The sequence below is a fragment of the Candidatus Thermoplasmatota archaeon genome, from assembly GCA_038884455.1.
Classification (GTDB): domain Archaea; phylum Thermoplasmatota; class E2; order DHVEG-1; family DHVEG-1; genus JAWABU01.
The window spans coordinates 1-20,016 of the sequence record JAWABU010000020.1; the positions used below are offsets into that span (position 1 = coordinate 1).

Genomic DNA, 20,016 nt, shown 5'->3' on the forward strand with positions numbered 1-20,016 from the left:
GATGCACCAAAAAAATACATAGGCAAACGAGCCTATGTTATCATCCTTAAAGACTGATTATGGAATTCTGTCCCAATGTCCTTCAGAGATGAAAGTATAAATTTCACGTTTTAAAAAAAGATGAATATGAAGAACGTTACATGATTCGTTCTATCATCTCGAGAACAAAACCACTATCATCTATGACATATCGGGCGATGCCTATTTTTTTTGCATAATTTCTCATCTTTTTTACGGAAAGAAACCGTTCAAACGATGATCCTTTTTGGATAACATCAAGTTCAAGAACACAATCAGCAAGACCTTCAAGTTTTCGTTCGAGAAGTTCTCCATGAATTCCCTTCGTCATGACAATAATGAAGGCACCACGTTTTTTAAGATTGGTGATTTTAGAAGCATAAATTGTCTTTAATACGTCTTCTTGACGATACTGGCTGAGGAAAAAATCAAGAGAATTAATGATAACCATACGAAGTGCTGGTGCATCTTTTATCTTGTTTGATACGACTGCGAGGTAATCTTCATCTCCGGTCACGGTTGATGGCATACCTGATGACCCTATTTCTATAAGTTCTTTGAGTTTGAGTTTGGATCGTTGTTCGTAGATGCTGACTCTTTTTTGCTCTGTTTTCAAAACGTTTTGGTAATACTTTGCTGAAACATCGACGAATTCAAGACCGCTATGATTCCATTTGAAACGATTCATGGTATCGATGATTTCATCTTTGGTCTCTTCAGTGGTGATATATAAGGCATTACCTGCTGCTGCAATCTGTTTAACTAAAATTTCGGTACTGCTTCCAGGTGATCCAAGAATGACGGTTGTAAAACCAGTGGGGATGCCACCTTCAAGGAGTCGATCAAGTTTTTCAATTCCTGTGCTAATAAACCCTTCTTTTTTTTCTGTTGTAGAATTATCTATGAATGACTCTTTGATCATTGTATCCATATGCCTTTATAATTTTTTCGTAATAAGAAACGAGTTTTTTACTCGTTCTCGTTCAAATCGGTCCTTATATGATGCATATGCTTTGAAACAAATCTGAGGTGCTTGTGTAGCATCTGGATCTGAACTTGTAAGAAGCACTTCTCCTTTGGGAAACGCACTGAGGAATAATCCTCGTAAAACGCCATATGTGAAGAGTGAAGAAACAGTGGTTTCTGTGGTATTTGATAAAAGAGTTGACTTAGTGAGATGAGATTGTACCTCATTATCTGTAATTTTTGTAAAAGAAAATTCTGCGCCAAGTGGTAAAAAGATTTCTTGTAAGGTATGTTGAAGCCAAGTTTGCAGTGTCCATTCTTGTGGTTTCTCTTGTAGACGTTCAGCAAATAGCCCCCGACCGAATGCTTCTCCGGTTTGAAGAACGAGTTCGATATTTCCGCTGCTTGCAAGAAGTTTAGACACAGCGGCTTGAAATGCAGTTTCTTGCCGCTGGATCAACTCAGGACATTCCTTTTTTTCAGGAATCCAAATTGCCCCGCCACCGCTAGTTGAAATTTTTTTTACTGATTCTATCATACTTTAAACCCAGGTTGATGTTTATTCAATAAACGAATCTCGTAATACAATTATCTTGTCATTTAACTGAATAAGTTTATCAGTATCCATTTCTTCTTCAATGACGATGGTAACAAGATGGACGTTTTCAGCACGAGTTCGATTCATTAAAAAATACACAAATTCCCTGATGATTTCTGAATCATTGTAGATCATTAATGCACTGAGCGAATCAATAACTATGTATTTATCTCCTTCATTCTTACTGGTTTGGATACTATTAATTATTTCTAGAGCGGTTTTCTCAAGCATCGTTGGACTTTCAATATAGGTGCAGTGTTTATCTAATTCAGAAATGCCGATGACTCGAGAGATACAATCAATAAATCTGACATTCGGGAGTTCGGTAATATGTTTGTATTTTTTAACAAGATAATCATAGGTGTTGCTGATGGTAACAAAGGTCCATGTATCCTGAGCATTGCTGGACATTGAGGTAAACAAGGCTTGTCGAAGATTTTCATGTCGATTTTCCGGTACTTGTATACCAACCGATTGGTTAATTTTAATTGCTACGCCAACACGATCTTTTATTCCTTCTATTATCGCATCAACCATTTTTATCTCTCCTTAATGTTTCAACAACGATTCAAATTCAGAGGAGCGTAACAAAGGAACCAGCTCGATACCTCGTTGTGATGATATGTTCATTGCGTATTTTGTGCGGGAATGAGAAATACCTCGCATTTTAACAACCTGTAATGTTCGAATAAGATCACCACGCCGTTCCAGATCACCAAGAAAAATAATACCATCAGAAATAAACTCTTCAATTTCATATTGTGAGAATTTATATGTTCGTGGTGGCACCTCCGAGGTTAAAAACGTTGTACAATTCATAACAGCAAGCGACGTTCCGAGTTTAAAAATAAAATCACGAATCATCTCTCGTGTCTGCAATCGATAACACAGTGCTGTAATAGAATCCATGACTAAGCGTTTGACATCAAGTTCATCAGCAATATCCTTTAAAATATCAAGCAACGCACCAGCATCCTCAACCGTATATTTTTCAGCATCAAGACCAAGTCGTTCGCTGATAATCCGAAGATCAATGATGTTGACCATCCCAGATTCAATAAGTTTTTTATCGTAAAAACAAAAACCTTCGAGGTTTTTTGTAAGTTTAAACAAGGGCTCGGTGATGGTAAAAAAGACCCCGCGTTCACCTTTTCTTGCTCCATCAAAAAGATACTGCATACAGAGTGTTGTTTTACCCGAACCACTACAGCCGGTTACTAGCACAGTGCTTCCTGTTGGTATACCACCATTCATCTGAGTATCAAGTTCTACAATTCCTGTTGAAACCAATTCTTTTTTAGGCATAGCCCTCTCCTCAACCTGTTCAACAAATGTATGTACGTGATATACAGAGCTATAATATAAAACTTAAGGTTTTGAAAAAAGAAAAAAAGAAAGAAAATTTCTATTGTTTTTTCATTGGTCGAAGTGGTGGACAGGATATATCTTGCACCATATCAACTAGATACACAATTTTTCCTGCATCGCAGACTGAAAAACAAGCTCGACAGGTTTTACACACATCAGAAACACCAGGTACTAAAGCAACAGCACGATCAACTCCGCGTCCTACAAAGCAGACTGCATGTTCTTTTTTTATTTCATTGCAATATCGAACACAAAGACCACAGAGACTACAAGGTGACTCAGGGGTATCAGCTTGTTTAAATCGAGATTGAGTAATACCATACTTTTTTGCCATCTCAACGTGTTCCCCACTCGGACAGTTTGAGAGAAGGAGTTCTATGAGCATTTTTCTAATTTTGTCAACGCTGTCTGTTTTTGTTCGGACAATTAATCCGTTTTCAACAGGATAGCAGCATGACGCAACAAGTTTTTTCCTGTTGTTTTTTTCTATTTCGACCATGCATAATCTGCATGCTCCGTAGGGTTCAAGCTGGTCATGATGGCATAATGTTGGTATTTCGATTCCTGCTTTTTGTGCTGCATGAAGCACTGTTTTTCCTTCTTCGATTTGGATTGTTTTACCGTCAATTGTTAATGATACCGTTCCCATTAAGTCACCTCCGCTCTACAGATACTACTTTTTTTTGTTTGCCGGTTGCTTTTTGTACTGCATTAAATTTACACACCTCGTAACAATTACCGCATTTAATACAAATATCAGAATTAATATGATGTACTGTTTTCTTTTCTCCGGTAATCGCTTCAACAGGACAATTTTTCATACACAGACCGCAACCGGTACATTTCGCAGCATCAATGGTAAACGTGAGTAATCCTTTGCAGACTTTTGCGGGACATTCACCATTGATATGAGCTTGATATTCATCACGGAAGTATTGGAGAGTACTTAGAACCGGATTTGGAGCAGATTGTCCAAGAGCGCAGAGTGACGAAAGTTGAACAACTTCAGAAAGTTCCTCCAAAAGTTTCACATCATCCTCAGTTGCTTCCCCGGTGGTAAGATCATTTAAAATACGAAGCATATGACGTAATCCTTCACGACAAGGTATACACTTCCCGCAGGATTCTTGAGACAGGAAATTGACAAAATAACGAGCAATGTCCACCATACAGGTATCTTCATCCATGACAATCATTCCGCCAGAACCCATCATAGATCCGACCTTGTATAATTCGTCGAAATCTACAGGAAGATCGAGATATTTTTCTGGCAAACAGCCACCTGAAGGACCACCGGTCTGTACTGCTTTGAATTTTTTACCATTTGGAACACCTCCTCCAATGGTGTAAATGATTTCTCGAAGAGTTGTTCCCATAGGAACTTCGACCAGTCCGGTATTATTGACTTTGCCGACGAGAGAGAAAATTTTTGTTCCTTTGCTGTTCTCGGTGCCGATTTTCTGGAACCAGGCAGCTCCATTATTGATGATCAGAGGTACATTTGCCCAGGTTTCAACATTGTTCAAACAAGTTGGTTTATTCCACAAACCACTCACAGCAGTATGAATATATTTTGGTCGTGGTTCTCCAACCCTCCCCTCAATGGCAGACATCAGCGCACTTGATTCTCCAGAGACAAAAGCACCTGCACCTCGATGAACAGTAATCGTGAAATCAAACCCAGATCCGAGAATATTTTTTCCGAGTAATCCAAGTTCCTCAAGTTTTTTTATCGCAATTTCAGTGTTTTCAACCGCAAGAGGATATTCCTGTCGGACATAGACAAAACCTTCATTTGCTCCTATAGCATATCCGCCAATCATAAGTCCCTCAAGAACAAGATGTGGGTTTCCCTCCATAAGTGCTCGATCCATAAACGCACCTGGATCTCCTTCATCGCAGTTGACAATAACGTATTTTTTATCGCTTTGGGCGTTTCTCGTAGTTTCCCATTTTCTCCCCGTGGGAAAACCACCGCCACCACGACCTCGAAGATTGGATTTTTTCACTTCTTCAAGGACTTCTTCAGGTTTCATGTCAAACAATGCTTTTGCAAGAGCACTATATCCACCGTAAAGGATATAATCATCAATATTTTTTGAATCAATTTTCATGTTGTTTCCAAGGAGTATCCGCTTTTGATGTTTATAAAAAGGAATGTCTGATTCTTTTTTTATTGGTTTTGTACTGTGTGGATCAGTGTATAATAATCGTGGAATAACTTTTTTCTTGACAATTGTTTCAGAAACAATTTCAGCAACGTCTTCAGGTTGAACTTTGATATAGTTGATTTCTTCAGGATGAATGACGACAAGAGCTCCTTTTTCACAAAAACCAGGACACCCGGCTTCTTTTACTTCGACGTTTGCTGAGAGTTTATGTTTCTTGATTTCTTCTCTGAAATTATCGACGACTTCTTGAGCTTTGAGAGCAAGACAGCCAGTACCAGCGCAGACTGAAATTGTAATGTTTTTTGAACCTTTTTGTTTTTGAAGGTTTTTTCGGTATTGTTCTAATTCTTTTCTAGAAGTAATTTTCGTCATTTTTTTCACCTACTTATTACGGGAGATGCCGGTTGATGTTGGGCAGTTGGTTTTCTTTTTTGTTGTTCGTTGGTTAATGCAGAAGTATCAGTTCGATACTGTTCAAGGATCTCTGGTACTTCGGAGGGTCGTAATTTTCCATGATAGTTTGTATCGACCATCATAACTGGTCCAAGTGCACAACAGCCAAGGCAGTTAACGCTTTCGAGGGTGAATTTTAAATCAGGTGTTGTTTCTCCTGATTTTATTCCAAGATGTTGTTCTGCTGCTTCGAGAATTTTTGGACCATCTCGTACATGGCATGCGGTTCCAAGACAGACTCGGATAATATGTTCACCATGCGGTTCCAAACTAAAAGCTTTATAAAAAGTAGCAATTTGGAGAATTTGCGCCATCGGAATATTAAGTCGTTCTGACACCCAAAGTAAAGCTGGCTTTGGTAACCAGTGTTTTTTTTCTTGAATCTTCAGAAGTATTTGAATGAGAGCATTCTTTTGACCCTGGTATTCATCAATGATTTCATCGATTTCTCTGAGTTCTTGGATCATTTGTTTAACTGATTCTTCTCTTTTTTTAATTTGTTTAAGAGCTTGGAGGTGCTGTATTGCTTCTTCTTCAAGCTTTTTCAATTCGGTACTAAGGGGAGGTTGATCTAGACCAAGGGAATAGTATTCTGAGAGTAATTCAAGGCCTCGGAGGAGAATATCGCTTTTACTTAATTCAGAGGTTTTTTCTAGATTGTGTAAAGCTTTTTTTTGTTGTTCAGTTAGTCGTACTCCAACAAAATGGGATTTTGTTTTTTCTTTAGCCATGGGAATCACTTTGTGTTTAACTGTTTAACATATTTTGAAGGATGAGAAGGTAAAAGAGATTATAAATATTGCGTACGAACGACAAAGTAAAAACTATTTTTCAAAACCTTTGTCAAAAGATGATCCAATGAGCAGGGCTATAAAGGAGAATTTCCTATAGAACTAACAAAGAACATCTTTTTTATAAAGGTATTTCTTCTTCATGATGACATGGTTCAACATCATGATGGATTATGAGAAAGAGTGTTAAAAAAATCGTACCAATAATAAAAGCGTAGACATTCACGAACCATAACGTAATCACGATACCATAGAATACTGCACGCATCCCAAACGTAAACCGATTCATAGCTCGTAAAAATGCATCTCTTTTTAACCGTTCAGCATCAATGTAATAACAGTTTTTTTGATTTTTTGTTTTCTGCTTGGATAATAGTCTATATTCATCTGATAATTTTTTGATTGACTCACTGGATATGCCAATAAGTATCGAAAAACGGACCATTTGACGGAGTGATAATAAGAACATCGTAACTGAAAAAACAATTACTGCGACAAAGAGCATGAGTTTATAGTGTGCAAACACTCCACCAGAGGATTGAAGAGGATATATCAAAGAATTTGAATCAATCGGAGAACTCTGCAACAGCAAACCAAGCAAAAGAAGCATTGAGGAGGAGAGAAAAGTAACCACCATGATTAAGTTTCGCATGGTCTGAACAGCAACAATTGTTTCTTCAGGGTTGATCATTCGTTTAACCCATAGTTCATACATAATATTAAGAAAACCTCGTTCCCCCCAACTCGGACGTTTGATTTTGTAGACAAGCCCAATTGCAAAGATAGAGACACAAATAACAAAAATGATAAACGCAAGAAGATCCAACAGCTCATTGGAACTCATAGGTACAACCTCAGTGTAAACAGTACGAAACAAATTTTGATTTATAAAATTCACTAACCAGATACTTATCTGATAGCTCCTTTAAGTGAAAAAACAAGAAAACATTTATACATGTGTCGTATTCACCTCGTGGAGATGAGGCGTACCGTTCATATCTGCTAGAATTGTCAAGAACCGGTAAAGCCAAGACTTCAGAAAAATAAATGTAAAATATGGGAGGAGTAAGATATGATAGTATTCATACCAATTATAGCTGGAATCATTGCACTTATCTGTGCAGGTTTTTTTATGTACCGAATAAATAAAGAAAGTTCAGGTACTGAAAAAATGCAAGACATCAGCAAAGCGATCCGAGAAGGAGCAATAGCCTTTTTAAATAGCGAGAATAAGGTTCTCGCAGTTTTTATCATATCAGTTATGATAATTCTAATTCTTGCATCATTGATTCCTGGAAGTACTATGCATTGGGGGACCGCACTCGCATTTGTACTTGGTGCTATTCTGTCTATGGCATCTGGCAATATTGGAATGAGAATTGCAACAAAAGCAAATGTCAAAACAGCTGAAGGAGCAAAACAAAATATAAACAAAGGATTATCAATCGCTTTTTCTAGTGGTGCGGTCATGGGATTGTTTGTTGTTGGTCTTGGAATATTAGGAATATGGGGAACGTACCTCTTTTTTATTGAGTTTCTAGGATATACACCTCTGCTTGTTACGAATATTCTTTTTGGATTCGGTTTTGGAGCATCATCGGTAGCTTTATTTGCACGTGTAGGTGGTGGCATCTACACCAAATCTGCTGATGTTGGAGCTGATCTTGTTGGCAAAGTTGAAGAAGGAATTCCAGAAGATGACCCTCGAAATCCTGCAGTGATTGCTGATCTTGTCGGTGATGATGTCGGCGATACCGCAGGCATGGGTGCCGATCTTTATGAATCCTATGTCGAAGCAATTATCGCTACCATGGCATTAGCAGCTATAGCTGGAGGTTTTGCCTTTATTAACTATGGAGAAAACGCGCTTCTTCTTCCACTTATCATCGCAAGTGTTGGTATCATTTCTTCTATTATCGGCATGTTCTTTGTTCGAACCGGCAAAAAGGCAAATGTCTATACAGCGCTCCGAAATGGATTAATCGTCAGCACAATTTTAGTTGGTATATTCGGTGGTATCGCAACATGGTTTTTATTACAGGGTCAATTGAATCCTTACTTTGCGATGCTTGCTGGTTTGATTGCCGGGTTTATTATCGGCTTAAGCACTGAGTATTTCACCTCCGAAAAACAGAAACCAGCAAGAACCATTGCTGAATCCGCTAAAACGGGCCCAGCTACAGTCATTATCCAAGGTATGGTAATCGGCATGATGAGTACAATTATACCTGTGATTTCTGTTGTTATTGCTATGATTCTTGCGTATTTCCTTGCAGATTTCTATGGTGTTGCCTTAGCTGCCGTAGGGATGCTTAGTGTCCTTGGTATTTCTCTTGCAACAGACTGCTATGGACCAGTTGCTGATAATGCAGCTGGTATCGCTGAGATGAGTGGCATGGGTCAAGAGGTAAGAGAACGCGCAGAATCTCTCGATGCAGTCGGCAATACAACCGCAGCTATGGGGAAAGGATTTGCAATTGGATCTGCCGCGATAACAGCACTTGCGTTAATTGCCACATTTATAGTTTCATTAAAAGTCTACTATTCAGAAGCACTCATTGGACAAATGCTATCGATTAGCAATCCGAACTTAGTTGCCGGTGTTTTTCTAGGTGCTATGCTTCCGTTTGTCTTTGTTGCATTAACTATGGGTGCTGTTGGAAAAACCGCATATAGCATGGTTGAAGAGGTTCGATATCAGTTTAAAACATTTAAATTACTAACCGATCCAAACAGTAAACCCGATTACAAACGCTGTGTAACGATCAGTACAAATCGAGCATTAAAAGCGATGATACTCCCAAGTGTCATGGCGGTTGTTTCTCCGATTATTATCGGAGTAGTTTTTGGACCTGCTGGTCTTGGGGGTCTGCTGCTCGGTTCAATTGCTGCAGGTTTCTTGCTTGCAGTTTTTCTTGCAAATGCTGGCGGTGCCTGGGACAACGCAAAAAAGTACATAGAAGCTGGTAACCTTGGAGGAAAAGGTTCAATACCTCATAAAGCAGCTGTAATTGGTGACACTGTTGGTGATCCTTGTAAAGATACCTCTGGACCGTCACTGAATATCCTAATTAAACTTATGTCAATTGTATCACTTGTCTTTCTTCCATTATTTGTTATCTTTGGATAGAAAATAGTTCATTGGAATACTTAGCAATAATACAATAACGGAAAGAGGCAAGTATATTTTTCTTTTCTATATTTTTTTTATATCACTCGATGAGATACAAGCAAAGAAAGTAGAAATGCAGGGAGAAGGGATTTGAACACCAAAATACATGTAAAATTAAACCGCTACTCCTAGTGAAACAAAAGAGCAGATTCATTAGTAAATAATCTACAGAATTCTTATGAAACTTCAATTTTCTTTATCAGGAACGACCTTGACTGTTATACCCTTTCTACTTCCAAATGCTAAAGCAGGAAGTAAATGAGAAACCATCTGCTCACAAGTACAAGGAAACATACGACCAGTAGAAATGGTCAGGCTCCATCCAACCTTATCTTTTTTAAACTTGTTGATACATTTCTTGCCTTTCATAATGTAAATCGTACACTCTTCATTCTTCATTTTAAGACACCTTCAATTGTGCAGTGCTCGTTACAAAATAAAATAAAACAACCAGGACTTATATCTTTTCATAAAATTATGCAGGGGAAGGGATTTGAACCCTCGGACTCCTGCGAGACAGGATGTCTCATCACGAACCTTTATCTTTTTTGATTAGATGATCTTAAGTCCTGCGCCGTTGGCCAGGCTTGGCTACCCCTGCATAGATAATTACAAAGAACATGCGGATGCCGGGATTCGAACCCGGGCAAGAGGCTTGGAGGGCCTCAATCATAACCACTAGATCACATCCGCAGAATTGAAAAGGTAAAATACGGTTATTGTTTTTGTAGTTTACTATAAAAACATCGCTTTTAGATTTTTTTCCAAAGGTAGGATAGCAATTGATCCTTGGTAAACGGTTTAGGTAATATATCATCATTTGAAGCAGTGTTAAAGCGAGACGATGGTTTTAACGAAAAATATGCTTTTTGTTCAGTTCCAGGAATAAAAGTATTTACTAAAATTAAATCAACCTTGTTTTCACTATTGCGATCCATATATTCCAATGCTTCTCGAGGAGTTTCGGCTGTTAGAACCTCAAAAGATTCAGTTTGCAAAAAAAATTTCATCTGGTCAATAACATTTTTTTCATCATCAACAATCATTATCGTTGGCATATAACTTCACATAGCAAAGATTATCAAATATGGTATCTTAATATTTTGCTGTACAGTAAGGTCAAAAGTTTTAAATGAACTTATATCATCCTATCCAGCATACTATGATTAATCGAACGCAAGCAATGATACTACTCAAAAAATATGTTAAAACCACAAATCTGATAAAACATTCGTTAGCAGTTGAAGCTATTTTAAAACGGACGGCTTGTTATCTTCGTGAAAATGAAGAACTTTGGGGGTTGACTGGTCTTCTCCATGATCTTGACTATGATCATACGAAAGATGCTCCACATACCCATGCATCAGTAACAGCAAATCTTGTACAAGATTTATTGCCTGAAGAAGCACTGCATGCAATTAAAGCACATAATTATCAATTTACTGAGCAAATACCAGAAACACAACTTGACAAAGCATTAATTGCAGCTGATGCTGTTTTAGGTTTGATCATCGCTACAGCATTAGTCATGCCGTCAAAAAAACTCAGAGAGGTCACCTTAAAAACCCTGATTAATAAATATAAAGATAAATCATTTGCTACAGGATGTAACCGAAAAAGAATAGAACTCTGTTTCGACTGTGGTATTGATCTTGAAATATTCCTAGAATTAAGTCTCAAAGCATTACAAAACATCTCAGAAGAACTTGGCATATAAAAACTAAAGCAAGAGTATTAATAGTCATTGCATATAATGATGAGGGATCTCATGGACAATTTTACCCACGAAGAAAATCAAGAAGAAACAACAGGAGAAGAATACATCCGCTTGCCATTACCCAGAAAACGCGATAACGAAATGTTTGCAATTGCTGAACGACTCATGGGCGGCTCACGCATTAATGTTATTTGCGAAGACGGAAAATCTCGACTGGCACGAATACCTGGAAAAATGAAACGAAAAGCACGAGTTCGAGTCGGTGATCTCCTCATTATAAAACCATGGTCAATCCAAGATGAAAAAGCAGACATCGTATTTCGATACAGCAGAACACAAGCAATTTCATTGAGTAGGCGAAAATTATTACCAGAGGAGATTAATGTCTTTTGAGTTTGACATTCATGATAAATGGTTGAAAAAACTAGATCAGCAAACACGAGAACTTCTCCAGAAATCCGGTTCCGATCGAAAAACACTTAGTGAAGTTTTTGATCGCCATACACTTCTGAACATTGGAAAACTTATTTCTGATCAAATTATTGAGTATGTTGATTTTCCGATATCCACCGGAAAAGAAGCAAATGTATTTAGAGCAGTAACGCCAAACCAAGAATTTGTTGCACTTAAAATTTATCGCACTTCAACACTGACCTTTAAACATATTATCCACTATATCGAAGGAGACCCACGATTCCGATTTACTACAAAAAATCGCCGGGGCATTATCTTAGAATGGGCAAAAAAAGAATTTAAAAATTTAGAACGAATGCATCAGGAGAAAATACGGGTACCGGTACCAATTAAACGTCTTGAAAATATTCTTGTCATGGAGTATATTGGTTCGTCTCAACAACCTGCACCCATGCTGAAAGATTACAAATTAAAATTCCCTCAGAGGATATTCAATAGTCTGACTTTGTCCATGAAGAGGTTGTATCAACATGCTGGTTTGGTTCATGCAGATCTAAGTCCGTACAATATACTTTTATATAAGGAGAAACCTGTGATAATCGATGTTGGACAAGCAGTGGTTCTAGAACATCCCTCTGCAGAAGATTTTTTAAAACGAGATATTCATAATATTGTTTCATATTTCAGAAAATACAAAATAACTGCCTCTGAAGAACAAATCCTGAAAAAAATACATAAACAGAAGGGAAAAGTATGAGATATTTACGAATTCCAAAAGAACGAATTGGTGTGCTAATTGGCCCAAATGGGGAAATAAAAAAACAAATCGAACAAAGGTCACAGACAAAAATCGAGATCGATTCAAATGAAGGAGAAATCTGTATCGACGACCACGAAACGCATGATCAACTTTCAATTTTAAAGGCAGAGGATGTCATAAAAGCAATCGGACGAGGATTTTCACCTGAACGTGCAATGCTTTTATTCCAAGAAGAAAACGAGTTTTTCCTTTTTGATATCTACGACTACGGTGGTAAAAAAGAAACCCATATTACTCGGTTAAAAAGCCGAATCATCGGCAGAGAAGGAAAAACAAAAAAAACCATTGAACAATTAACCGATGCTCAAATCTCCATTTATGGTCATACTGTTGCTGTAATATCTCATTTTGAAACAATGGATCTCGTAAAACGCGCCATAGACATGCTTCTCAGTGGTAGCGAACATCAAACTGTGTATCGTTTTCTTGAACGTGAAATGAAAAAACTCCGTTTAGGTTTAGTATAGTATATTTTCTTCTTTTATATTCTGTAGAATCCCGAAAGTTTAAATCGTTGTTTGCCATAGCCTTTCAGTTCGTGAAACCATGGAGGACGATCTTAGTTTACTTGGAGTTATACCCTCTGATCGGAAAAAATTAGAAAATATGGGTATTACGACCCTTGAACAATTAGCAATTATGTCAGCATCTTCCCTTGGTCTTGGTACCACAAAAGGGAATATGTTAATTCAACGGGCACGAAATATTCTTGCAAATAGAAATATCACAGATATCACAATTAAAAATGAAGATTTAATTGAAATAACAGTTAAAAGTACTGACCGCGCAGTGATTAAATCAGTGTTAAATGCCGTTGATGTTTATACGGTTGGTTGGGGGAGTACCGTATTAAAACTCGATGGATCTATTTTGAAACTTTCGAGGAAATCCCAAGGTTTTAATCTCATTCTGAGCAAAGCGGAAAGCCTGCAAGAAATTCTTGAGTCGAAAAAGAGTGATCTTCGGGAAAAAAACGGCATCTATCTTCCCGATGATGAACTAATCTCATTTGCTCAGAAACGAGGATTTAACGGTTTCTGGAAGAATATTTTTCAGGAGATTCATGGAAACGACATTATGAAAAAAGTTTTAACGGCAAGTATTTTTTCAACGTTTGAAGAACCGGTTCACAGTTTGATCATCGGCGAACCCGGAAGTAGCAAAACCATGGCAAAAGAAATCATCACAGAACAGTTCACGGGTGTAATAACTATCGGTGCGAATACCACACGTTCTGGGCTGGTTTGTAATTTGGGAACTGGTGACCTGGGAGCGTTGCCTCATGCTCATAAAAAACTTGTCTTGGTCGATGAATTTGATAAAATACCACACGACGATATCGAATATTGCTACGAATTATTATCCAATGGCAAATGTAGCATTCATTCAGCAAAATTTCATCAAACCATTGAAAGTGATTTTATCATGATTGCTTTTGCAAATCCAAAAACAAAGGTGTTTGGTAAAAAAGCTTTATCAGATATTGGTTTATCTCCACTTCTGATGAGTAGATGTGCGTTGATTGTAAAAGTTTCAAACATCAGTAAAGAAGATCGTTTTGATCTATTTAAAAAGAAATTCTATGGAAATGCTGAAGTTAAAGAAAAACATGACTATTATGACCAATGGGTGAAGCTTGCACGTGGTTTTCAACCACAGATTACAGCCTCTGAAAAATCTGTCGATCAATATCTCTCTGAGATGAATGAAATTGTAGAAAAGTATTATCATACAAGTTTACGACGAGATCTCCGTATGTCTGACTATATTCGTCGTATTCCTCTTGCAATTGCACGTGCTTCTTTTTCATCAGTTGATGATACGGTAATTAAAGAAGCAGGATCAATTTTAAAAGAATCAATCGAAACATGGACGTGAAGCGATGAAAAGTATCGATTTTTCTCTAATGATTAATCCTGAAGAAGTTTCTACGATTCTCCAAGAGTTCATTAAAACCTATGTGCATACCTCAGGATATGATGACGTAGTTCTTGGTCTATCAGGAGGGATTGATTCATCAGTGGTTGCTGTTTTATGCACGAAAGCACTTGGAAGAAATCATGTTCATGGAGTATTTATGCCGGATGAAACAACGCCACCTCAGGACAGAAAAGATCTCGAACTTCTTATTCAAACAGTAGGTATTTCGTGCACCGAGATCAACATTACTCCAATACTTCAATCTATTATGAAGGTTTATCCACAGAAAATAAACCAATTAACATTAGCAAATATAAAAACTCGTATCCGGATGGTATTGCTATTTACATTTGCCAACGAGAAAAGAAGTCTTGTCTGTGGTACGTCAAATAAATCAGAATTTTTAATAGGATATTTTACAAAATATGGAGATGGTGGTGTTGATCTCCAACCACTTGGAGATCTCTATAAAACTCAAGTTTTTCATCTGGCACAATACCTTAACATACCAGAACAGTTTCTCTCAAAACCTCCGTCAGCTGGATTATGGGCTGGACAAACAGATGAAAAAGAAATTGGATTATCCTATCAGATTCTTGATAAAATTTTATATGGTCTTGAACTAAAAATCGATGATGCTATAATTCAAAAAGAAGCAGGAGTTCAACAAAAAGATATTGACTACGTCAAAAATCGATGGAAAACTAGCCAACATAAACGACGGATGCCACTTATCCCAAAAATAGGGATACGGACACCAGGATTTGATTGGCGTTCATCAATTCAAAAAGAATAAAAAAGAACAAATCGATGCAAATCGATGATTTCTTTATCTGAAAGAAAACTTTTTCCCGGTTAACAACTCATATGCATCTTGATATTTCTGCTGAGTTACCTGAATTACTGAATCCGGAAGATGAGGTGGCGTTGAATCTTTATCATATCCTATCGAGAGAAGATAATCTCGAACGTATTGTTTATCAAAACTTGGCTGTGGTTTTCCAGGTTCATATGAATCTGCTGGCCAGAACCGAGAAGAATCCGGAGTAAGAATTTCATCTACAAGAATAATTTCATTATTAAGCACACCGAATTCAAATTTAGTATCAGCAATGATAATGCCTCGTTTTAACGCATAATCAGCAGCTGTTGAATATAATGCCAACGAATATTCTTTGAGTTTCGTAGCATTTTTTAATCCAATGATGTTCTTCATTTTTTCAAATGAAATATTAATATCATGACCTGAGGCTGCCTTAGTTGAAGGAGTAAATAAAGGCTCATCAAATTTATCTGATTCGCGTAAACCTTTTCTTAATTTTATACCACAAACTGTTCCATCCTGTTTATAAGAATTCCAGGCAGACCCAGAGATGTAACCTCGAACAATGCATTCAACAGGTAGAACTTTTGCTTTTTTTACTAGCATACTACGATATTTGAGAGATGTCTTATGTTCACGAAGTTTTGCAGGATATTTTTCTATATCTGCAGTAATAAAATGATTTGGGACAATATCTTGAGTAAACTCGAACCAAAATTTTGATAGTTGAGTTAAACATATTCCTTTTTTAGGGATTGGATCTGGAAGGACATGATCAAATGCTGAAATGCGATCAGTTGCCACAATGAGAAGTTTATTGTCAATCTCGTAGAGATCGCGAACTTTACCGCGATTAAGAATTTTAAAAGGCAATTCCGTTTGAACAACAGTCTGTACAACCATAGGCTGCCTCCTTTTTATCGAACCTGCGAACCGGGTTTAATTTTTTTATCAGTTTTAACAGTAATGTTTTTGATTTTAAGTGGCTTTCCGTTGTACACAATTTCGTCATTGTCATTTGTGGTCATCTGTATAGATTTGAAATCATCAAATTCTAAAACAGAGACTGGCTCATGGGGTATACCTTCAACAAGAATCTCAGCCCCAGGATATGCATCTCCTGGGTTAAGCAAAACAACAGTACCTATATCATCTCCTGCAGCAAGGAGCATTCCTTTTGATTCAATACCTCGAATTGTCGCAGGTTTCAGATTATTAACAATTACGATTTTTTTTCCCTGAAGTTCGTCTTTTGAATAATATGGTTTGATTCCAGCAACTATCGTCCTTTTTCCAAGTGGACCGATATCAATAGATAGGATGTAGAGTTTATCTGCCTTTGGATGATCTTGAACGTGCTCAATTTTTGCAACACGAAGATCAACCTTTGAAAACGGGTCGGTAGTTTCAACAATCATAGAAAGCTCCAATTTTTTGAAAACAGGAAGGGGTTTATCAATGTGTTTATTTTCTGGAAGTTCAGAAAAAGCATCATCCCAACGTGATATCGGCTTGGTAAAACCAATGCTGTTCCATATCGTATGAGAACCAAAAGGAAGGTACGGTGCTGTGAATACTGCTAATGCCTGAATGATTTTCAGACACACATATAAAACAGTATTGCAACGTTCTGTATCTTTTTTTACCAAGATCCATGGTTGGTTCTGATCAAAATAAACATTTCCATATTGTGCTAGATTCATTGCTGAACGGAGACCTTTTTTAAACATGCAGTGACTGATCGCATCGCTTACCTCTTGCGAGGTTTCCTGTATCTTTTTCAATGCTTCTTTGTCAGCACTTGTAAATGTTTCTGGTTTCCTGAGCACACCAAAGTTTTTGTTGATAAAAGTAAGTACCCTATGAACAAAATTTCCATACGTCCCTACAAGCTCATCATTATTTTTTGCTATAAAATCGTTCCATAACCAATTCGTATCTTTATTTTCAGGCATGTTAATTGAAAGATAATATCGAACGGCATCGGGATCGACTTTTTGTAGAATGTCTGGAACCCAAATTGCAATTTTTCTGCTTTTTGAAAACTGTTCTCCTTTGAGGAGAAGATATTCATTTGCTGGAATATCATACGGCAGATTCAAATGGTGATCATATCCCATAAGAATTGAAGGCCAGATAATTGAATGAAAGGGAATATTGTCTTTTGCCAGGAAATAATAATGTTTACAGTTGGTATTTTTCCACCACATTTCCCAGAGGTCTTTTTTTCCTTGAGCGCATGCCCATTCCTTGCTTGCTGAAAGATATCCAATGACCGCATCAAACCAAACGTATATTCTTTTTTCTTCAAAACCGGGTAACGGCACAGGAATCCCCCAGGTTATATCCCGGGTTATCGCTCGATCTTTCAGACCTCCTTTTAGCCAATTTTCAGTAAATCTTAAAACGTTTGCCCGCCAATGAGTGTTTCCTTGAATATACTGAAGAAGCGGTGATTCAAACTTACTTAAAGCAAAAAAGAAATGCTCAGTTGAACGAATAACTGGTGGTGTACCGCAGAGTTTACATTTCACCTGGTCAAGTTCGAAACATTCTAACAGTTTTCCACAGTGATCACACTGATCTCCCCGTGCCCCTTCTCTGTGACAACAAGGACAGATTCCTTCAATATAGCGATCAGGTAGAAAACGATGACAGCGTTCACAGTAATATGCTTGGATCGTACTTTTATAGATATACTTTTTAGTATACAAGATTGTAAATATCTCTTGAACAACCTGTTCATGGTTTTTGGTTGTAGTTCGGGTAAAAAGATCAAATGAAATTCCGAATTGCCGCATATTCTCCTTATGCTCTTGATGATAACGATCAACGATCTCCTGCGGTGTAGTTTTTTCGTTATCTGCTGTAATTGTAATTGGAGTCCCATGTTCATCGCTTCCTGAAACCATCAGGACATCATCACCTTTTAATCGATGAAATCGAGCAAATATATCAGCAGGTAGATAACATCCAGCGATATGTCCTAAGTGTAATGATCCATTTGCATAGGGCCATGCAACACCGATAAATATCTTGGAACTCATAGAGATCAAGCAGGAATAAGAAACGTTTCATTTAATTTTATCTATAAACGAGGGATCACGATCATCCAATCTACACAGCGTAAAGAAGGAGGCAATATCTTCCAAGTGCTATCACCCGTTGTGTAAATAACCATGTTGACAATTTCGAGCACAAGGTTTATATACAATACAATCTTGTATGATATGTATTCGAATTAAATCAACTTCATGAGAAATAGCACTGATTCATGGTGTTTTCTCATCTTGAGATTTACCTATGATTAAATTCCTTAAATCAAAAAATCTCCTGTACCATACATAGATGAGATAATAGATAAAAAACCTGCTTCGCCTACCATGATACTGGTAGACAAGTGCTATTTTTCAAAAGAAGGTTGATAAAAAGAAAACATAAGGTGAATAGATTATGGTAATAGATCCATCAACAACAAAATATCTAATTAAGGCTAAAATTCGAGCAGACGGAATTATTGAAAAATCTGATGTCGTCGGTGCTATTTTTGGTCAGACCGAAGGTCTTCTTGGCGACGAGCTTGATCTTCGTGAGCTTCAACGATCAGCGAGGGTTGGTAGAATAGAAGTCGACATTGAATCAAAAAATGGAAAAAGTGAAGGAATGATTACCTTACCAACATCCCTTGATAAAGTTGAAACAGTTATTCTTGCCGCTGCATTTGAAAGCATCGATCGAGTTGGTCCTTGTAAGGCAACCATTAAAGTTGATGAAGTTGAAGATGTTCGCGTATCCCGAAGGAAACAAGTCATCGAACGCGCAAAACAGTTACTCAACGAGATCATGGAAAAAAGTAAAACAGAAGGGGAAAGCATCTCTGATAATGTTCGACAATCAATTCAGATTGAAGAAATTACATCTTATGGTCAAGATCATTGCCCTGCTGGTCCGAACATTCAAGAAAGCGACGCGATCATTATCGTTGAAGGACGACGTGATGTATTGAATCTATTGAAATACGGGATAAAAAATGTTATCGCTGTCGGTGGGACCAATGTTCCAAAAACCGTTATTGATCTGACAAAAGAGAAAATTACCACGGTTTTTGTTGACGGTGATCGTGGCGGAGAACTTATTTTAAAGGAATTATTACAAGTAGCAGATGTTGATTTTATCGCTCGAGCACCTCAAACTCGAGAAGTCGAAGAAATTCCGCAGAAACTAATCATGAAAGCATTGAAAAATAAGATACCCCGTGAACAATACATGGATATGTATAACATCAAAATAGAACGAGATGATCTGAGACAGAACGGCGATGATCGACAGCAGAAATCAAAAAAAGAGTTATTCCAACAGAAGAAAAAAGAACGACGAGATGAACAAGAACAATTCCAAGAACAACCGCAAGAAAAACCACAACAACCACAACTTGAAGAAGAACCTCCTGAGATTACTCCAGAAAAACAAAAACATTATGAACAAATACTCAATGATATTTCAGGATCCCTGAAAGCAGTGTTATTCGATAGTAATGGGAATGAACTTCGAAAAATACCCGTGCGAGAACTCACCGATGAAATAAAAAAAGATGATCATGTTACCGCTGTTGTCTTTGATGGTATTATTACACAACGACTTCTTGATATTGCAAATAATAAAAATGTTCGCGAAATCGTAGGGATAAAACTTGGCAACGTAGTAAAATTACCCAAAGCGATAAAAGTTTTAACGAAGAACGATTTTCAGAAATAATACATTATTGCTTTCTTTTTTTTATTTTTT

20 protein-coding genes and 2 tRNA genes are annotated in these 20,016 nt (G+C 37.3%); 8 read left to right on the forward strand and 14 right to left on the reverse strand.

What is annotated here, in order from left to right:
* Nucleotides 1–136 precede the first annotated feature (136 nt).
* From QXL17_04620 to QXL17_04655, 8 genes are all read right to left on the reverse strand, one after another.
* Nucleotides 137–949 carry an RAD55 family ATPase gene (locus tag QXL17_04620; GenBank protein ID MEM4258419.1) on the reverse strand — a complete coding sequence of 271 codons (813 nt, stop codon included), beginning with the start codon at nt 947–949 and terminating at the stop codon, nt 137–139.
* A gap of 6 nt (nt 950–955) precedes the next feature.
* A complete protein-coding gene (locus tag QXL17_04625; GenBank protein ID MEM4258420.1) occupies nt 956–1,522 on the reverse strand; it encodes a hypothetical protein in 567 nt (188 codons plus the stop codon).
* 21 nt (nt 1,523–1,543) lie between these two features.
* The gene (locus QXL17_04630) at nt 1,544–2,119 is read right to left on the reverse strand and encodes a hypothetical protein (protein MEM4258421.1); all 576 of its coding nucleotides are present in this window, start codon (nt 2,117–2,119) and stop codon (nt 1,544–1,546) included.
* 12 nt (nt 2,120–2,131) lie between these two features.
* Nucleotides 2,132–2,887 carry an ATPase domain-containing protein gene (locus QXL17_04635; GenBank protein ID MEM4258422.1) on the reverse strand — a complete coding sequence of 252 codons (756 nt, stop codon included), beginning with the start codon at nt 2,885–2,887 and terminating at the stop codon, nt 2,132–2,134.
* 100 nt (nt 2,888–2,987) lie between these two features.
* Nucleotides 2,988–3,599, reverse strand: coding sequence for a 2Fe-2S iron-sulfur cluster-binding protein (locus QXL17_04640; GenBank protein ID MEM4258423.1), 612 nt, complete (start codon nt 3,597–3,599; stop codon nt 2,988–2,990).
* Nucleotides 3,600–3,603: 4 nt separating this feature from the next.
* Complete coding sequence (locus QXL17_04645) at nt 3,604–5,493, reverse strand: NADH-quinone oxidoreductase subunit NuoF (protein ID MEM4258424.1); 1,890 nt, start codon at nt 5,491–5,493, stop codon at nt 3,604–3,606.
* 5 nt (nt 5,494–5,498) lie between these two features.
* Complete coding sequence (gene nuoE, locus QXL17_04650) at nt 5,499–6,041, reverse strand: NADH-quinone oxidoreductase subunit NuoE (protein MEM4258425.1); 543 nt, start codon at nt 6,039–6,041, stop codon at nt 5,499–5,501.
* 445 nt (nt 6,042–6,486) lie between these two features.
* Complete coding sequence (locus QXL17_04655; GenBank protein ID MEM4258426.1) at nt 6,487–7,209, reverse strand: DUF599 family protein; 723 nt, start codon at nt 7,207–7,209, stop codon at nt 6,487–6,489.
* Nucleotides 7,210–7,437: 228 nt separating this feature from the next.
* Here QXL17_04655 and QXL17_04660 point away from each other — a divergent pair, with 228 nt between their 5' ends.
* On the forward strand, nt 7,438–9,495 hold the full coding sequence (locus tag QXL17_04660; GenBank protein ID MEM4258427.1) for a sodium-translocating pyrophosphatase: 2,058 nt from the start codon (nt 7,438–7,440) through the stop codon (nt 9,493–9,495).
* 228 nt (nt 9,496–9,723) lie between these two features.
* Here the strand turns inward: QXL17_04660 and QXL17_04665 are convergent, their stop codons facing one another.
* The 4 genes from QXL17_04665 to QXL17_04680 all read right to left on the reverse strand — a co-directional run bounded on the left by QXL17_04665 (nt 9,724) and on the right by QXL17_04680 (nt 10,595).
* Nucleotides 9,724–9,936, reverse strand: coding sequence for a hypothetical protein (locus tag QXL17_04665; protein MEM4258428.1), 213 nt, complete (start codon nt 9,934–9,936; stop codon nt 9,724–9,726).
* A gap of 79 nt (nt 9,937–10,015) precedes the next feature.
* Nucleotides 10,016–10,138: transfer RNA gene (locus tag QXL17_04670), tRNA-Leu, on the reverse strand.
* A gap of 20 nt (nt 10,139–10,158) precedes the next feature.
* Nucleotides 10,159–10,230: transfer RNA gene (locus tag QXL17_04675), tRNA-Gly, on the reverse strand.
* A 59-nt stretch (nt 10,231–10,289) separates the two neighbouring features.
* A complete protein-coding gene (locus QXL17_04680) occupies nt 10,290–10,595 on the reverse strand; it encodes a response regulator (protein ID MEM4258429.1) in 306 nt (101 codons plus the stop codon).
* 104 nt (nt 10,596–10,699) lie between these two features.
* Between QXL17_04680 and QXL17_04685 the strand changes: the two genes are divergently transcribed.
* The 6 genes from QXL17_04685 to QXL17_04710 all read left to right on the forward strand — a co-directional run bounded on the left by QXL17_04685 (nt 10,700) and on the right by QXL17_04710 (nt 15,204).
* Entirely contained in the window at nt 10,700–11,254 is a 555-nt protein-coding gene (locus tag QXL17_04685) for an HD domain-containing protein (GenBank protein MEM4258430.1), read from the forward strand.
* A gap of 51 nt (nt 11,255–11,305) precedes the next feature.
* Nucleotides 11,306–11,647 carry a translation initiation factor eIF-1A gene (gene eif1A, locus QXL17_04690; GenBank protein ID MEM4258431.1) on the forward strand — a complete coding sequence of 114 codons (342 nt, stop codon included), beginning with the start codon at nt 11,306–11,308 and terminating at the stop codon, nt 11,645–11,647.
* Nucleotides 11,637–12,425 carry a serine protein kinase RIO gene (locus tag QXL17_04695; GenBank protein MEM4258432.1) on the forward strand — a complete coding sequence of 263 codons (789 nt, stop codon included), beginning with the start codon at nt 11,637–11,639 and terminating at the stop codon, nt 12,423–12,425. Before eif1A ends, QXL17_04695 begins: the two co-directional genes overlap by 11 nt.
* The gene (locus QXL17_04700; GenBank protein ID MEM4258433.1) at nt 12,422–12,955 is read left to right on the forward strand and encodes a KH domain-containing protein; all 534 of its coding nucleotides are present in this window, start codon (nt 12,422–12,424) and stop codon (nt 12,953–12,955) included. Before QXL17_04695 ends, QXL17_04700 begins: the two co-directional genes overlap by 4 nt.
* 79 nt (nt 12,956–13,034) lie before the next feature.
* A complete protein-coding gene (locus QXL17_04705; protein MEM4258434.1) occupies nt 13,035–14,366 on the forward strand; it encodes a hypothetical protein in 1,332 nt (443 codons plus the stop codon).
* A gap of 4 nt (nt 14,367–14,370) precedes the next feature.
* Nucleotides 14,371–15,204, forward strand: a complete 834-nt coding sequence (locus QXL17_04710) for an NAD+ synthase (protein ID MEM4258435.1) — start codon at nt 14,371–14,373, stop codon at nt 15,202–15,204.
* A gap of 33 nt (nt 15,205–15,237) precedes the next feature.
* On the opposite strand, the gene QXL17_04715 is transcribed toward QXL17_04710, so the two are convergent.
* Nucleotides 15,238–16,134: a phosphoribosylaminoimidazolesuccinocarboxamide synthase gene (locus tag QXL17_04715; protein MEM4258436.1), complete on the reverse strand. Its 897-nt coding sequence runs from the start codon at nt 16,132–16,134 to the stop codon at nt 15,238–15,240.
* Nucleotides 16,135–16,148: 14 nt separating this feature from the next.
* Nucleotides 16,149–18,278: a methionine--tRNA ligase gene (gene metG / locus QXL17_04720; GenBank protein ID MEM4258437.1), complete on the reverse strand. Its 2,130-nt coding sequence runs from the start codon at nt 18,276–18,278 to the stop codon at nt 16,149–16,151.
* Between the two features lie 406 nt (nt 18,279–18,684).
* Here metG and dnaG point away from each other — a divergent pair, with 406 nt between their 5' ends.
* The gene (dnaG, locus tag QXL17_04725; GenBank protein ID MEM4258438.1) at nt 18,685–19,986 is read left to right on the forward strand and encodes a DNA primase DnaG; all 1,302 of its coding nucleotides are present in this window, start codon (nt 18,685–18,687) and stop codon (nt 19,984–19,986) included.
* The last annotated feature ends 30 nt before the right edge of the window (nt 19,987–20,016 follow it).

Excerpts from the sequence above, each read along its gene's own strand:
- eif1A (MEM4258431.1), top strand. The coding sequence starts at position 11,306 with ATGGACAATTTTACCCACGAAGAAAATCAAGAAGAAACAACAGGAGAA.
- QXL17_04625 (MEM4258420.1), bottom strand. The coding sequence starts at position 1,522 with ATGATAGAATCAGTAAAAAAAATTTCAACTAGCGGTGGCGGGGCAATT.
- QXL17_04655 (MEM4258426.1), bottom strand. The coding sequence starts at position 7,209 with ATGAGTTCCAATGAGCTGTTGGATCTTCTTGCGTTTATCATTTTTGTT.
- dnaG (MEM4258438.1), top strand. The coding sequence starts at position 18,685 with ATGGTAATAGATCCATCAACAACAAAATATCTAATTAAGGCTAAAATT.
- QXL17_04705 (MEM4258434.1), top strand. The coding sequence starts at position 13,035 with ATGGAGGACGATCTTAGTTTACTTGGAGTTATACCCTCTGATCGGAAA.
- QXL17_04660 (MEM4258427.1), top strand. The coding sequence starts at position 7,438 with ATGATAGTATTCATACCAATTATAGCTGGAATCATTGCACTTATCTGT.
- QXL17_04665 (MEM4258428.1), bottom strand. The coding sequence starts at position 9,936 with ATGAAGAATGAAGAGTGTACGATTTACATTATGAAAGGCAAGAAATGT.
- QXL17_04680 (MEM4258429.1), bottom strand. The coding sequence starts at position 10,595 with ATGCCAACGATAATGATTGTTGATGATGAAAAAAATGTTATTGACCAG.
- QXL17_04640 (MEM4258423.1), bottom strand. The coding sequence starts at position 3,599 with ATGGGAACGGTATCATTAACAATTGACGGTAAAACAATCCAAATCGAA.
- QXL17_04710 (MEM4258435.1), top strand. The coding sequence starts at position 14,371 with ATGAAAAGTATCGATTTTTCTCTAATGATTAATCCTGAAGAAGTTTCT.
- QXL17_04620 (MEM4258419.1), bottom strand. The coding sequence starts at position 949 with ATGGATACAATGATCAAAGAGTCATTCATAGATAATTCTACAACAGAA.
- QXL17_04630 (MEM4258421.1), bottom strand. The coding sequence starts at position 2,119 with ATGGTTGATGCGATAATAGAAGGAATAAAAGATCGTGTTGGCGTAGCA.
- QXL17_04715 (MEM4258436.1), bottom strand. The coding sequence starts at position 16,134 with ATGGTTGTACAGACTGTTGTTCAAACGGAATTGCCTTTTAAAATTCTT.
- QXL17_04685 (MEM4258430.1), top strand. The coding sequence starts at position 10,700 with ATGATTAATCGAACGCAAGCAATGATACTACTCAAAAAATATGTTAAA.
- QXL17_04695 (MEM4258432.1), top strand. The coding sequence starts at position 11,637 with ATGTCTTTTGAGTTTGACATTCATGATAAATGGTTGAAAAAACTAGAT.
- QXL17_04645 (MEM4258424.1), bottom strand. The coding sequence starts at position 5,493 with ATGACGAAAATTACTTCTAGAAAAGAATTAGAACAATACCGAAAAAAC.
- nuoE (MEM4258425.1), bottom strand. The coding sequence starts at position 6,041 with ATGATCCAAGAACTCAGAGAAATCGATGAAATCATTGATGAATACCAG.
- QXL17_04700 (MEM4258433.1), top strand. The coding sequence starts at position 12,422 with ATGAGATATTTACGAATTCCAAAAGAACGAATTGGTGTGCTAATTGGC.
- metG (MEM4258437.1), bottom strand. The coding sequence starts at position 18,278 with ATGAGTTCCAAGATATTTATCGGTGTTGCATGGCCCTATGCAAATGGA.
- QXL17_04635 (MEM4258422.1), bottom strand. The coding sequence starts at position 2,887 with ATGCCTAAAAAAGAATTGGTTTCAACAGGAATTGTAGAACTTGATACT.